14 protein-coding genes are annotated in these 12,900 nt (G+C 64.9%); 2 read left to right on the top strand and 12 right to left on the bottom strand.

The window, feature by feature from the left end; all coding sequences use genetic code 11:
- Positions 1-2: 2 nt before the first annotated feature.
- Both FYJ91_RS00720 and FYJ91_RS00715 read right to left on the bottom strand, forming a co-directional pair.
- Entirely contained in the window at positions 3-878 is an 876-nt protein-coding gene (locus tag FYJ91_RS00720; protein ID WP_149520372.1) for a rod shape-determining protein MreC, read from the bottom strand.
- A 17-nt stretch (positions 879-895) separates the two neighbouring features.
- Positions 896-1,939, bottom strand: a complete 1,044-nt coding sequence (locus FYJ91_RS00715) for a rod shape-determining protein (protein WP_149520371.1) — start codon at positions 1,937-1,939, stop codon at positions 896-898.
- 113 nt (positions 1,940-2,052) lie between these two features.
- Between FYJ91_RS00715 and mutL the strand changes: the two genes are divergently transcribed.
- Positions 2,053-3,834, top strand: a complete 1,782-nt coding sequence (gene mutL, locus FYJ91_RS00710) for a DNA mismatch repair endonuclease MutL (protein WP_149520370.1) — start codon at positions 2,053-2,055, stop codon at positions 3,832-3,834.
- A gap of 3 nt (positions 3,835-3,837) precedes the next feature.
- Here mutL and FYJ91_RS00705 read toward each other — a convergent pair whose 3' ends face one another.
- The gene (locus tag FYJ91_RS00705) at positions 3,838-4,419 is read right to left on the bottom strand and encodes a permease (protein WP_149520369.1); all 582 of its coding nucleotides are present in this window, start codon (positions 4,417-4,419) and stop codon (positions 3,838-3,840) included.
- A 3-nt stretch (positions 4,420-4,422) separates the two neighbouring features.
- The gene (locus FYJ91_RS00700; protein ID WP_246152342.1) at positions 4,423-4,881 is read right to left on the bottom strand and encodes a GNAT family N-acetyltransferase; all 459 of its coding nucleotides are present in this window, start codon (positions 4,879-4,881) and stop codon (positions 4,423-4,425) included.
- A 200-nt stretch (positions 4,882-5,081) separates the two neighbouring features.
- On the opposite strand from FYJ91_RS00700, the gene FYJ91_RS00695 reads away from it, so the two are divergent.
- Positions 5,082-5,348: a hypothetical protein gene (locus tag FYJ91_RS00695; protein WP_149520367.1), complete on the top strand. Its 267-nt coding sequence runs from the start codon at positions 5,082-5,084 to the stop codon at positions 5,346-5,348.
- Here the strand turns inward: FYJ91_RS00695 and FYJ91_RS20470 are convergent.
- The 8 genes from FYJ91_RS20470 to FYJ91_RS00660 form a co-directional block, all read right to left on the bottom strand.
- Positions 5,345-5,518, bottom strand: coding sequence for a hypothetical protein (locus FYJ91_RS20470; protein ID WP_181008291.1), 174 nt, complete (start codon positions 5,516-5,518; stop codon positions 5,345-5,347). The genes FYJ91_RS00695 and FYJ91_RS20470 overlap by 4 nt on opposite strands.
- Positions 5,515-6,279, bottom strand: coding sequence for an MBL fold metallo-hydrolase (locus FYJ91_RS00690; RefSeq protein WP_149520366.1), 765 nt, complete (start codon positions 6,277-6,279; stop codon positions 5,515-5,517). Before FYJ91_RS00690 ends, FYJ91_RS20470 begins: the two co-directional genes overlap by 4 nt.
- Positions 6,276-7,052: a TatD family hydrolase gene (locus FYJ91_RS00685; RefSeq protein ID WP_149520365.1), complete on the bottom strand. Its 777-nt coding sequence runs from the start codon at positions 7,050-7,052 to the stop codon at positions 6,276-6,278. Before FYJ91_RS00685 ends, FYJ91_RS00690 begins: the two co-directional genes overlap by 4 nt.
- Positions 7,052-8,605, bottom strand: a complete 1,554-nt coding sequence (gene metG, locus FYJ91_RS00680) for a methionine--tRNA ligase (RefSeq protein WP_149520364.1) — start codon at positions 8,603-8,605, stop codon at positions 7,052-7,054. The genes FYJ91_RS00685 and metG overlap by 1 nt, the downstream gene beginning before the upstream one ends.
- Positions 8,606-8,644: 39 nt before the next feature.
- Entirely contained in the window at positions 8,645-9,610 is a 966-nt protein-coding gene (locus FYJ91_RS00675) for an AAA family ATPase (RefSeq protein ID WP_149520363.1), read from the bottom strand.
- Between the two features lie 104 nt (positions 9,611-9,714).
- A complete protein-coding gene (locus tag FYJ91_RS00670) occupies positions 9,715-10,890 on the bottom strand; it encodes a D-alanyl-D-alanine carboxypeptidase family protein (protein ID WP_149520362.1) in 1,176 nt (391 codons plus the stop codon).
- Positions 10,887-11,807 (bottom strand): septal ring lytic transglycosylase RlpA family protein, encoded by a 921-nt coding sequence (locus FYJ91_RS00665; protein WP_246152339.1) that lies wholly within the window; start codon positions 11,805-11,807, stop codon positions 10,887-10,889. Before FYJ91_RS00665 ends, FYJ91_RS00670 begins: the two co-directional genes overlap by 4 nt.
- Entirely contained in the window at positions 11,788-12,870 is a 1,083-nt protein-coding gene (locus FYJ91_RS00660; RefSeq protein ID WP_149521278.1) for a lytic murein transglycosylase, read from the bottom strand. Before FYJ91_RS00660 ends, FYJ91_RS00665 begins: the two co-directional genes overlap by 20 nt.
- Positions 12,871-12,900: the final 30 nt, after the last annotated feature.

Raw genomic sequence — 12,900 nt, 5'->3', positions numbered from 1 at the left:
TATCACGGTTTGGGCTGCGATGGAGCAGCTTCCGATGGCGCTTGGTAGATCGGATAGACTAGCGCCATGCCGACGCGCGCAGGATCGGCGAGCGGTGCCGCGATCGCGCGATCGCCGGTGACGGTTACGACCACCGCGACGGGCACGTTGGGCGTATAGACCCCGCCCACGCCCGAGGTGAGCGCCAGATCACCACGACGGAAGGGGCGGCCGCCCGCGATCAGCCCGCGTATCTCGACGCTGCCGTCGCCCCGGCCGGTGACGAGCGCAGCGAGACCGTTGCGGGCCATCCGCACCGGAACCGCGCTCTCGCCATCGGTGAGCAGCAGCACGCGCGACGCGATCAGCCCGGTTTCGAACACACGCCCGATCAGCCCTTCCGGTGCCCGCACCGCCATCCCAGGTCGAACGCCATCGCTGCTGCCGGCGGCGAGCGTGACGAAACGGCGCGCGGCCGTCGGGGTCGATCCGACGATCCGGGCACCGAGCAGCGGGCGCGGCAGATGTTCGACAAGAAGCGCCATCCGCTTGAGGCGGGCATTTTCAAGGGTCAGCGCCTGCGCCCCGATCCGGGCCCGTTCGCTCGCGTCGAGCCGGTGCTTCAGGTCGCGGTTCTGGGCGGCAGCGTCGAAATACGCATCGACATCCGCGCTGAGATCCGCGGCGCCGCGAACGATCGCCCTTGGCGGGCCGCTGATGAGGCTACCCGCGTCGATCGCAATGCCACGCAATGTCGCGAAGGCGCGCGGATCGAGATGCGCGATGGCGAGCAACGCCACCGCGACCATCACACCCACGACCGCCAGCACATAGCCGGCGAACAGGCTGTACTGGACGCGGCGTGAAAAGCCTCGACGCCGGTGCCGGGGCGCCGCCATCGCCGCTCAGCGCCTCGTCAGGCGGTCTGGAGCACGCCGCGGAAGACAGGGTCTTCCAGCGCGCGACCGGTGCCCAGTGCAACGCACGTCAGCGGATCGTCGGCAATCGATACCGGCAGGCCCGTCGCTTCACGAAGAACCTCGTCGATCCCCTGCAAAAGCGCGCCTCCGCCGGTGAGGACGATGCCCTGATCGACGATGTCTGCTGCGAGTTCGGGCTGCGTGTTTTCGAGCGCGATGCGGACGCCTTCGACGATCGCGGAGACCGGCTCGGTCAGCGCTTCGGCTATCTGCGCCTGGGTGATCGCGATCTCCTTCGGCACGCCGTTGACGAGATCGCGGCCCTTTATCTGGATCGTCAGGCCCTTGCCGTCGGCGGGCATCTTGGCGACGCCGACTTCCTGCTTGATCCGCTCCGCAGTCGCTTCGCCGATCAGCAGGTTGTGATTACGGCGAACATAGGAGCTGATCGCTTCATCCATCTTGTCGCCGCCGACGCGGACCGAGGTGGTGTAGGCCAGACCACGCAACGACAGGACGGCGACCTCGGTGGTGCCGCCGCCGATGTCGACGACCATCGACCCGACCGGTTCGGTCACCGGCATGCCCGCGCCGATCGCGGCCGCCATCGGCTCCTCGATCAGCCAGACTTGCGATGCGCCGGCATTCGACGCGGCGTCGCGGATCGCGCGGCGCTCGACCGAGGTGGAGCCGGACGGCACGCAGATCACAATCTCCGGGAAGCGCCACGGACGCGCCTTGCCGCCATGCACCTTCTGGATGAAGTGCTTGATCATCTGTTCGGCGACGTCGATGTCGGCGATGACGCCGTCTCGCAACGGGCGGATCGCTTCGATCTGGTGCGGTGTCTTGCCCATCATCAGCTTGGCATCGTCGCCGACCGCCTTGACGCGCTTGACGCCGTTGATCGTTTCGATCGCTACGACCGACGGTTCGTTGAGAACAATGCCGCGTCCGCGCAGGTAGACGACCGTGTTGGCGGTGCCGAGATCGATCGCCATATCGTGCGACATGAATTTGAAAAGGCGCTGAAAGAGCATTCGTCCGTCCGTTTTATGGGCGTATCGTGCGATGTCGCCGCCCCGAATATATCGGCCTTTGAGAACCGTAAACGAGGATGCGGAAAGGCGCCGCTTGGGCTAGAGCAACCCCCATGTCAATACGCCGCCTGCCCGAGCATCTCGTGAATCGCATTGCTGCCGGTGAAGTGGTCGAAAGGCCCGCCAGCGCGCTGAAGGAATTGGTCGAAAATGCGATCGATGCCGGCGCCACCCGCATATCGATTGCGCTGGGTGAGGGCGGGCTCGCTTCGATCGAAGTGATCGACGACGGATGCGGCATGGCGCCCGCCGATATCGCGCTGGCGCTGGAGCGGCATGCGACCTCGAAGCTGCCCGATGAGGCGATCGAAGCGGTGACGACTCTTGGCTTTCGGGGCGAGGCGCTGCCCTCGATCGCGAGTGTCGCCGAGCTGACGATCGAAAGCCGGGTGCGTGGCGCCGACGGGTGGCTGCGCCGCATCGATCACGGCGCACTTGCGGGGGAGGGGCCGGCCGCCCTGCCGCCCGGCACGCGCATCAAGGTCGCGCAACTGTTCGGCAAGGTGCCTGCGCGGCGCAAATTCCTGCGATCGGCCCGCGCCGAATATGCGGCCTGCGTCGATGCGGTGAAGCGGCTTGCGATGGCGCGGCCCGATATCGGCTTCACGCTGGAGCATGACGGCCGCCGCGCATTCAGCGTGCCGCCGGGCGAGGACCGCGCGCAGCGGGTCGCGGCGCTCACTGATCGCGAGCTGGCAGCGAACAGCGTCGCGGTCGATTATGGGCGCGAGGGCATATCGCTAACCGGGGTTGCGGGTCTGCCGACCTTCAATCGCGGCGTTGCCGACCACCAATTTCTGTTCGTCAACGGCCGGCCGGTGAAGGACCGAGTGCTGATCGGCGCGGTGCGTGGCGCCTATCAGGACATGCTGGCGCGTGACCGGCATCCGGTGGTGGCCCTGTTCGTCGAACTTCCCGGCGACTTGGTCGACGTCAACGTCCATCCGGCCAAGACCGAGGTTCGCTTCCGCGATCCGGGGCTGATCCGCGGGATGATCGTCGGCGGACTGCGCGCGGCGCTCGATGAGGCAGGGCATCGCAGCGCGCATCGCGCGTCGGTGGCGGCGCTCGGCAATTGGGAGAGCGGGTCCAGCTTTGCGCCGCCGCCGATGCGATCCCCCAGCTTCGCTTATCCGATGCCGGCAGGCGGCGGGGAAGGGGGGCAGGGTTCGGTGTGGGATCATGCCCCCGCTTTCGCGCCGCAGCCGATGGGCAGGGCCGAGCCGGCCGAAGCGCCCGCACCGACACCGGATCATTATCCGCTCGGCATTGCGCGCGGTCAGATCGCGGCGACTTATATAGTCGCCGAGACCGACGACGGGTTGGTCATCGTCGACCAGCATGCCGCGCACGAGCGGCTCGTGCTCGAACGGATGAAGCGCGCGATGGCCGAGGGCGGCGCGCGGGCGCAGGCGCTGCTGCTGCCCGAGGTGGTCGAACTCGATGAGGTCGCGTGCGACCGGATCGAGGCGAGGGCCGGCGAACTCGCCGAAATGGGACTGGAACTGGAACGCTTCGGCCCCGCCGCCATCCTCGTCCGCGCGACGCCGGCGCTGCTGGGGCAGGGCGACGTGCGCGGGCTCGTGGTCGATCTGGCCGATGAACTGGCCGCTTATGATCAGGCGCTATCGCTCAAGGAGCGGCTCGATCATGTCGCCGCGACGATGGCGTGCCACGGATCGGTGCGGGCAGGACGGACCCTGTCGGTCGCCGAGATGAACGCGCTACTGCGCGAAATGGAGGTCACGCCGCATTCGGGCCAGTGCAACCACGGCCGGCCGACCTGGATCAAGCTGGGGCATGGTGAAATCGAGAAACTGTTCGGGCGGAAGTAGTCCTCAAACCGCCTTGTCGAACATGTCCTGCACCGCCCCGATATCGCCGGCGGTGTAAGTGACCGGTCCCTTGGTTGCGGCGCCCGAGCCGTACAGGAAGAAGGGGGTGCCGAAGCCGCCGCCCTCGATCAGTTCCTCGGCGATATGGCGGCCCGCCATCAGCACCTGATCGGGCAGATCCGGGCTGTTCGAGGCGGTCAGCGGCACCGGCTCACCCATCATATAAGCGTCAAGATCGGCGAAGCTCGTCTCGCGCCGATAGAGATAGTTGAGCTCGCGATTGTTATCGCCGGGCCACGGATAGACGATGAAGCGCATTTCGAGCTTCGAGAAGCCCGATCGATAGGCGCGGTGCACCGACTTGCAGATCGAGCAGCTCTTGTTGGTGAACATGAAGCAGATGTCGCGGGCATCGGCATCGTGCGCCGGCTCGCGCACATTGGGCAGCGACATGAACAGTGGCCAGAACATGTCGAGCTGTTTCTGGAAAACATCCTTGGGATCGGCAAGCGTCAGGGCCGAGGCGGGCCGCGCCAGCGCAAGGGCGGGCAACAGAGCAAGAAGCTGACGACGATCGAAGCGCATGATTCACCGCATCGCACGAATATCTCGCGCCATCCAGCGGGCATCGGCGCCGTAGGAAGCGACCTTGGCGGCCAATGCCGGCGAAACCTCTTCCTCGACAAAACCGAGCCCGCGCCAATAGCTTTCCGCGCCCTCGACCGCGATCAGTTCGGCGCGGCGCAGGCCGGCCGTCGTGGCGAGATCGAAGGCATGGTCGATGATCCTGCGTCCAAGATCAATGCCGCGACCGGCGGTGGATACGCACAGATCGTGGATGAACAGCACATCATGGCCGGCATCGCCAGGGCCAAGCACATGGCCGACCGGAAATGGCGATCGGGCGGCCGATCCATGCGCGATCAGATAGGCAATCAATCGGTCCGATCGGATTGCGGCGAGGCAGAGGCTGCCGGGCACGAGCATCCGGCTCGCAAAGGCTGCAGGCTCTTCGCAAAGGAAAGCGGGATAGCTTTGGTTCTGCATCACCAGAGCTGTGGCGAGATCGCTTTGCTCCAAGGGGCGGATGGTAATGTCGTGAGGGGGTGCGATCATGGGATGGCAATGTGAGAGAGCGCCGCCCTCCGCAAGATCCGCTTTGGTGCGATAATATATATTATGTTAAATATCGATCATGCCATATCATTCAGCGGGCCGTAATCCGTCGACCGATATCGGCGCCTTATATGCGGCGCGAACACCTTCTTGGACTTCTGATCCTTTCTCAGGCAGCTGTCGCCCGCGCTGAGGATGCAGCGCATCGTGCCGATCGGCTGCGGACCGAGCAACTCAACCGCCGCGCTCTGGCGGCGACCGAACGGCGTGACGTCGGCAATGCTAAGGTTCGGCGATCGAATGCAGATGCGATGGACGATTATCAGCGCAAACTGGCCGCCTGGCGCAAACGCTATGACGCCTGCCTCGACGGTGACTATTCGGCTTGCGACCGTTAGCGGCCGTAGATCAGCCAGATCGCGGCGGTCACGACCACGATCACCAGCACCCACAAGCCCGCCATGCTCAAATAAGCGCTGCCCGGAACGCGCCGCGCGACCAGCCCACTGAGGACGAGCAACAGCAACAAGGCAACGAAGATGCTGCTTGCGATCTGGTCTCCGCTCATAGGATGAAAACCTGTCCGTCATGGGCCGGTTCCACGCCCGGCGGCAAAGTCGGCGCGAGCGACGCAAAGTCCATCGACTGGTCCATATGGGTCAGGATCGCCCTGCCCGGTTTTGCCTGACCAATTGCGTCGAGGGTAAGCTGGAGATGCGCGTGGGTCGGGTGTGGCCGGGCACGCAGTGCGTCGATCACCCAGATGTCGACACCTGCGAATAATTCCAACATATCCTGTGTAACCAGGTGAAAATCGGTCGAATATCCGATCGCTTGCTCGCCACAATCGAAGCGGAATCCCGCGCTGAAGATGTTGCCATGGGGCTGTGCGACATGGCGGATGCGAACGTCGCCGATCGTCAGATCATCGGGAAGATCGTGGCCGTCGATTGTGGGCGGATAGCCGTCGCGGCCGAAAAAGGCATAAGCGAAGCGCTCGCGAAGCGACGCCATCGTCTGGGCGAAGCCATAGCCTGGAACCGGTGTTCCGCGGGCGTGGAACAGCTGCCGGACATCGTCGATACCGTGGCAATGATCGGCATGATCGTGCGTCCACAGGATCGCGTCGATGCAGCCGATATCAGCATCGAGCAACTGCTGGCGCATGTCGGGCGAGGTGTCGACCAGGATGCGGACATCGTCGCTTTCGACGGCGATCGACGCGCGGGTGCGGCGGTTGCGCGGGTCCGCCGGGTCGCAATCGCCCCAATCATTCCCGATCCTCGGCACGCCGGACGATGTGCCACAGCCGAGGATGCGCAGCTTCATACAGCCGCCTTGCGGAAGAGGCGGAAGAAATTGGCGCTCGTCTGCGCGGCGAGATCCTCGATCGGCCAGTTGAGTTCGGTCGAAAGCGCGCGCGCCGTATCGGTGACGAACGCCGGCTCGCACGGTTTGCCCCGGTGCGGCACGGGCGCGAGAAACGGCGAATCCGTTTCTATCAGCAGGCGATCGCGCGGGATCAGATGCGCCGTCTCGCGCAGATCGGCGGCATTGCGGAAGGTCACGATCCCCGACAGCGAGATATAGAAGCCGAGGTCGATCATGTTTTTCGCGAGCGCCGCGCTGGCGGTGAAGCAGTGGATGACGCCGGAGAAGGCGCCCTTCCCCATTTCGTCGGTCAGGATATCGCGCGTGTCGTCTTCCGCCTCTCGGGTGTGGACGATCAGGGGCAGGCGAGTCTCCCGCGCCGCGGCGATGTGGCGGCGGAAGCTCGCGCGCTGTCGATCGCGATCCGACTTGTCGTAATAGAAATCGAGACCGGTCTCGCCGATGCCGACGATGCGCGGATGGGCAGCCTTTTCGACCAGCAAGGCGGTTTCGATATCCGCATGCGTGTCGGCATCGTGCGGATGGATGCCGATGCTCGCCCAGACATCGGGCTCGCGTTCCGCCACCGCGAGCACCGCATCCCATTCGGCGGCGCGCGTCGAGATGTTGAGCATCGTCGAGACGCCCGCCGCGCGCGCCTTCGCCAGCACTTCGTCTTGCCGCTCGGCAAGGCCGGCATAATTGAGGTGGCAGTGGCTATCGACGAACATCAGGCTTCTTCGAGCTCCAGACGCGGAAAAAGCCCGCTCGGCTGAGTTAGGACGAAGCCGCTGGCACGCAGTTCGTCATACCAGCCCTGCCGCTCAAGCGCGGCGAAATCGCGCGCATCGGCGGCGATTCCCATCTGGTCGAGCAGCTTGCCCGCCGATGTGGGAATGATCGGGCTGATAGCGATGGCGAGGTCACGGATCGCCTGGAACAGCACGCCGAGGACGACCTTCATCCTATCGGGATCGGTCTTGCGCAGCGTCCATGGCGCCTGGGCGTCGACATATTGGTTGCAGGCGAACACGGCCTTCATCCACGCCTCGATACCGATCGAGAAGGCGAATTGCTCGAACGCGCGCGGCAGTTCGTCGAGGCACGCTGCGGCGACCGTGCGCACCAGCGCGGCGTCATCTTCGTTGCGATCGATCGCCGGAAGCTCGCCGTTCAGGTTTTTGAAGATCATCGACAGCGTGCGCTGCGCAAGATTTCCGAAGCTGTTGGCGAGTTCGGAATTTGACCGATTTACAATCGCTTCATGGCTATAGCTTCCATCCTGACCGAAGCTGACTTCGCGCAGCAGGAAGTAGCGGAGTTGATCGACGCCATAGGTGTCGGCCATCGCGATCGGATCGACGACGTTACCGACCGACTTCGACATCTTCTCGCCCTTGTTGAGCAGGAAGCCGTGGCCGAAAACCTGGTTGGGCAGTGCGATTTTCGCCGACATCAGGAAGGCCGGCCAATAGACCGCGTGGAAGCGGACGATATCCTTGCCGATGATGTGGACGTTGGCGGGCCAGAAACGGTCCCAAAGATCGCCGCCGTTCGGATAGCCGAGGCCGGTAATATAGTTGGTCAGCGCGTCGACCCAGACGTACATGACGTGACCTGGCGACCCGGGCACCGGCACGCCCCAATCGAAGCTGGTTCGCGACACCGACAGATCGTTGAGCCCGCCCGAAACGAAGCTGGCGATCTCGTTGCGGCGGCTTTCCGGCCGAATGAAATCGGGCTGCTCGCGGTAGAGCGCCAGCAACGGCTCCTGATATTTGCTCAGGCGGAAGAACCAGCTTTCCTCGACGGTCCATTCGACGGGCGTGCCCTGCGGCGAGAGCTTCGTGCCCCCTTCCCCGTCGATCAGTTCCTTCTCGTCGTAAAAGGCTTCGTCGCGGACCGAATACCAGCCCTCGTAACGATCGAGATAGAGATCGCCCGCATCCTCCATCGCCTTCCATATAGCTTGGCTGGCGGCGTAATGATCCTCGTCGCTTGTGCGGATAAAGCGATCACAGGAAATGTCCAGCTTGTCTGCCATTTCCTTGAAATAGCCCGACATCTCGTCTGCGAGCTGGCGCGGGGTGATGTCACGCGCGCGGGCCGCCTGCGCCATTTTGAGGCCATGCTCGTCGGTTCCCGTCTGGAAACGGACATCGCGGCCCATCAGCCGCTGGAAACGCGCGATAGCATCGGCAGCGATCGCTTCATACGCGTGGCCGATATGCGGGCGACCATTGGGATAGCTGATCGCGGTTGTGACGTAGAAAGGTTCGGACATGGCCGAGGCTTTAGGAGCGCCTCGTGACAGGTGCAACTGTCAGGCCGCAAGCCGCGTGAGCAGCGTGCCGAGTTCGAACACGGTGGTCTGCGGATCGAGCGAGATGCGTACCGCGCTGTCGCCGATCGCGCGCGCCTGTTCCCAAAGCACTATCGCATCGGTGCCCGCCTGCCCGCGACGGCGCTTCGCCTCGGCGGCAATGCGGGCGGGGACGCGCTCGAGGAACGCCTCGTAGCGCGGCTGCGCGGCCTTCAGGCCAAGCTTGCGGGCGAGATCGGCGCGCAGCGCGTTGGTGGGGTCGCCCTTTGAAGCAAGCGTTTCCATCGCGGCGTCGAGCGCGGCGATATCGAGGCCGGCGAAGCCCAGAGCGCGGCCGGGCGAGCCCTCCCCCACCCCAACGAGCGCATCGACCTCGGAGGATGGCAGTTCGGGGTCGGCCTCGGCAATCGCGCGCGCCATTTCACTGTCGGACAGGCGGCCAAAGCGAAGCAGGCGGCAGCGCGATCGTATCGTCGGCAGCAGCCGGCCCGGTGCGTGGCTGACGAGCAGGAAGATCGTCCCGACGGGGGGCTCCTCGAGATTCTTGAGGAGCGCGTTGGCGGCGGGGCGCTCCAGATCGTCGATCGCATCGATGACGACGACGCGGCGCTGCGAGAAGCTGGGGGTTGTGGCGAACATCGACTGGAGCGAGCGCACCTGATCGATGCTGATCGATCGCGCGAGTTCATCACCCTTGTCCTTGGCAAGCCGGGCGAGAATCTTGAGATCGGGATGCGAACCCTGCGTGACATAATTGGCGATCGGATGGGTTGCCGGCACGTCGAGCCCCGGTAGCGACACCGGCGGCCCTGCGGCGTCCGCGAGCATTCGCGTGGCCGCCGCGAGCGCGAAATGCGCTTTGCCAACACCCTGCGGCCCCGCGAGCAGCCAGCCATGATGAATTCGGCCGGAATCGAGTGCCTCGCGAAAGGCGCTGATTTCCTCTTTATGGCCGATCAAGGACACTCAACAATTCTCGTCATTGCGAGCGTAGCGAAGCAATCCAGTCCGCAGGCCGGAGCGGATTGCCGCGTCGCCTCCGGCTCCTCCCAGTGACGAGGAACTGAACATCAAAGCCCCACCAACCCCTTGATGTTGTTGCCCATGCGGCCGAAGAAGCCCGCTTCGCCCACGTCGCTCGCGGCGACGAGCGGGAGGGTCTGGCGCGGCAGATCGGGGCCGGTGACGACGAGATCCGCGATGTGGGCCCCCGCCTTGAACGGTGCCTTGATCGGCCCCTTGTAGACGACCTTGGTCTTGAGGTCGGCGCCGAGGCCCGCCGGGATCGTGACCGCCAGGTTCTTCGGCGCGATCAAGGCGACTTCGCGGGCGTCCCCGCCCTGCACTTCGGCGACCTGGACCTTGCGGCCCTTGGCGGCGATAACCTTCGATTGCCAGGCGCCGAAGCCCCAGTTCATGAAGCTGACTGACTGGTCGATCCGCTGGTTGAAGCCGGTCAGACCCGACAGGACCATGACGAGGCGGCGGCCATTCTGTTCGGCCGATCCGGTGAAGCCGTATCCGGCCTCCTCGGTATGACCGGTCTTGAGACCATCGGCGCCGGCGACACGGCCGAGCAGCGGATCGCGATTGGCCTGGGTGATGTCGGCGCCCGAGCCGAGCGTCTTGCCCCAGGTGAAATTAAGCCGGCTGTAGAAGGTCTTGTAAAGCTTGGGATGCTCCTCGATCGTCTTTTCGGCCAACGTCGCGAGATCGCGCGCGCTGACATAAGTAACGCCGCCGTCGGGCCAGCCGTTCGACGTGCCGAAATTGCTGTTGGTCAGCCCCATTTCCTTGGCGCGGCGGTTCATCAGCGCGACGAAGGCGGGCTCGGTGCCCGAAATCCCCTCGGCCAGCACGACGCAGGCATCGTTGCCCGACAAGGTGACGATGCCGAAGAGGAGATTGGCGACGCTCACCTGCTCGCCCGCCGACAGAAACATGGTCGAGCCCGCGGCGGGGCCGTGCCACTTGCGCCACGTCTCGGGCTGGACGGTGATCATCTTGTCGAGACTCAATTCGCCCTTCTTGATCAGATCGAAGGCGACATAGACGGTCATCATCTTCGCCATCGACGCGGGGGGCATCCGGCGGTCGGCGTCCTTGGCGTAGAGGACGGCGCCCGATGACAGATCCTTCATGAAGGCGACTGGTGCGGGTGTGTCGAACGGCGGCGCGGCGGCCTCCGCGGGCAGCGCGAGGCCCACAAAAGTCAGCGAAAGCAGGGCGGTCTTGGTGCGCTTCATGGCGTCGTTCTTCCCTCCGAGGAACCTTGAGCGGCCGGGATGCTCACCAGCCTTGCGTCCTGATAGCCCCGCCCATGCACCTGTGCCAACGCGCTGTTTGCTTCATCCACAGATTTGTACGGCCCCATCCGCACCCGCCACAGTGCGCCTGCCGCCTCGATCCGCGCGCCGAGAAGCTCAGCGACATCCTCGGCGCGCGCGCGATCGCCGAAGGCGGCGACCTGGATGAAGGTACCGCCCACCGGCACGGCCGGTGCCGGGATCGCGGCCGCGATACGCGGCGGCGCGGGCGGATCGGGGCGTCGCTCGACGAAGCGGGCGGACAGTGCCGCAAGGTCGGACCGGCTGATATAGTGGCGATCGGAGGCGGGCCGGCCCGACCGCAGCGCGAGCCTGTCGCTGTCCGAAGGATAGACCCGACGAACGTGGACGCGCGAAACGCCGGCCCGTTCGATTCCAAGCAATTGCGCGGCGCGACGCGACAGATCGATGATCCGGCTCGACACGAACGGCCCGCGATCGTTGATGCGGACGAGGATCGTGCGGCCAGTATCGAGCGCAGTGACCTCGACATAGCTCGGCAGCGGCAGCGTCTTATGTGCAGCGCCCACGCGGTCCATGTCGAACGGTTCGCCATTGGCGGTCGGCGCGCCGTGGAACTGCGCGCCGTACCAGCTGGCATAGCCAACCTCGTCATAATTGGTGTCGTCGGCCGGATAATAGGTGATCCCGGCGACCTGATAAGGCTTGCCGATCTTGACAGGCGTATCGGACACCGGCCCCGAGGGGCGTGGTGGCGGGCGGTTGGTCGATGGACGCGACGGATATTTGCCACGCGGCCGCTCGTTCGAGGCGCAGGCCGCCAGGAACAGCATCAGCGCGAGGGAAAGCCCCCGCTTAATTGCCGACTGCGTCACCCAGCAGCCCCACCGACAGCGCATAATAATTCGAGCAATTATAATCGAGGATCGAGCGATAATTGCTCGTCAGCAGATAAGCGGTGCGGAACGGCCCGTCGGGCTCGATCAGCATCGTCAGCTCGTCGTCGGCGGGAATGCGGCTGCCGAGCATCATCAGCCCCTTCTGCCGCCATTCGGCGACCGTCAGCCAGCGGCTGTGGCGGGCGTGGACACGCGGGCAACGTGGCGAACTCATCAGCGGAGACACAGCGCCACGATCGAAACCTTCAGGCACACGCACCGCGACACCCCAGGGCGAACCGGGCTTCCATCCCGCGTCGCTCAGATAGTTGCCGATGGAGGCGAGCGCGTCGGGCTCGCTGCGCCAGATGTCGACCCGGCCGTCATTGTCACCATCGATACCGACCCGCAGATAGACCGAGGGCAGGAATTGCGGATAGCCGGTCGCCCCCGCCCAGCTGCCCTTCAGTGTCTCGCGCGGGATACCGCGCTGGAGCAACAGCAACGTGTCGATGAACTCGGCCGCGAACAAATCGCGCCGCCGCCCTTCGAAGGCCAATGTCGCGAGCGATCGGAGCAGATCGAAATTGCCGGTGAAGGTGCCATAGCCGGTTTCATGCCCGTAGATCGCAAGCATGATCTGTTCGGGCACGCCCGTCTTGGTCTCGATGCTCGCCAGAAGCGGGCGGAGCCGTCCATAACGCGATCTGCCCATATTGATCCGGTTCGCGTCGACATGGCTGGCCAGATAGGGTGCAAAATCGGGCGAGGCCGAACGGCTCGACGATGCGCCGGGCTGTCCGCGATCGAGGCGGATGACCCGATCATTGTATGTCAGCGTGGGCACGACCCCATCGAACAGATTGCCCGAAACACCGCGCTCGATCGCTTTGGGCCGGAGCGTGCGGATGAAGCCCTGCAGCGCGATGTCCTGCGCAGGGACGACGGGCGCGGGCGTGTCGATAACCTGCGCGGCATCGTCCGTGGACGCATCACCCGCAATCACGGTCGACGGATCTGGTTCCTGAGCCGGCTGAGCCAGCCCCGGGCTCGCGGCCATCCAACAAATCATCGCGGCGATCGATGCCGT

This window comes from Sphingomonas montanisoli, assembly GCF_008274695.1.
Classification (GTDB): Bacteria; Pseudomonadota; Alphaproteobacteria; order Sphingomonadales; family Sphingomonadaceae; genus Rhizorhabdus; species Rhizorhabdus montanisoli.
Note: the sequence above shows the minus strand (reverse complement) of the source record. Positions and strands in the feature narration are given on the sequence as shown.

Coding starts and splice junctions, on each gene's coding strand:
- mutL (WP_149520370.1), top strand. CDS start 2,053: ATGTCAATACGCCGCCTGCCCGAGCATCTCGTGAATCGCATTGCTGCC.
- metG (WP_149520364.1), bottom strand. CDS start 8,605: ATGTCCGAACCTTTCTACGTCACAACCGCGATCAGCTATCCCAATGGT.
- FYJ91_RS00660 (WP_149521278.1), bottom strand. CDS start 12,870: ATGGCCGCGAGCCCGGGGCTGGCTCAGCCGGCTCAGGAACCAGATCCG.
- FYJ91_RS00705 (WP_149520369.1), bottom strand. CDS start 4,419: ATGCGCTTCGATCGTCGTCAGCTTCTTGCTCTGTTGCCCGCCCTTGCG.
- FYJ91_RS00685 (WP_149520365.1), bottom strand. CDS start 7,052: ATGTTCGTCGATAGCCACTGCCACCTCAATTATGCCGGCCTTGCCGAG.
- FYJ91_RS00670 (WP_149520362.1), bottom strand. CDS start 10,890: ATGAAGCGCACCAAGACCGCCCTGCTTTCGCTGACTTTTGTGGGCCTC.
- FYJ91_RS00690 (WP_149520366.1), bottom strand. CDS start 6,279: ATGAAGCTGCGCATCCTCGGCTGTGGCACATCGTCCGGCGTGCCGAGG.
- FYJ91_RS00700 (WP_246152342.1), bottom strand. CDS start 4,881: ATGCAGAACCAAAGCTATCCCGCTTTCCTTTGCGAAGAGCCTGCAGCC.
- FYJ91_RS00715 (WP_149520371.1), bottom strand. CDS start 1,939: ATGCTCTTTCAGCGCCTTTTCAAATTCATGTCGCACGATATGGCGATC.
- FYJ91_RS20470 (WP_181008291.1), bottom strand. CDS start 5,518: ATGAGCGGAGACCAGATCGCAAGCAGCATCTTCGTTGCCTTGTTGCTG.
- FYJ91_RS00720 (WP_149520372.1), bottom strand. CDS start 878: ATGGCGGCGCCCCGGCACCGGCGTCGAGGCTTTTCACGCCGCGTCCAG.
- FYJ91_RS00695 (WP_149520367.1), top strand. CDS start 5,082: ATGCGGCGCGAACACCTTCTTGGACTTCTGATCCTTTCTCAGGCAGCT.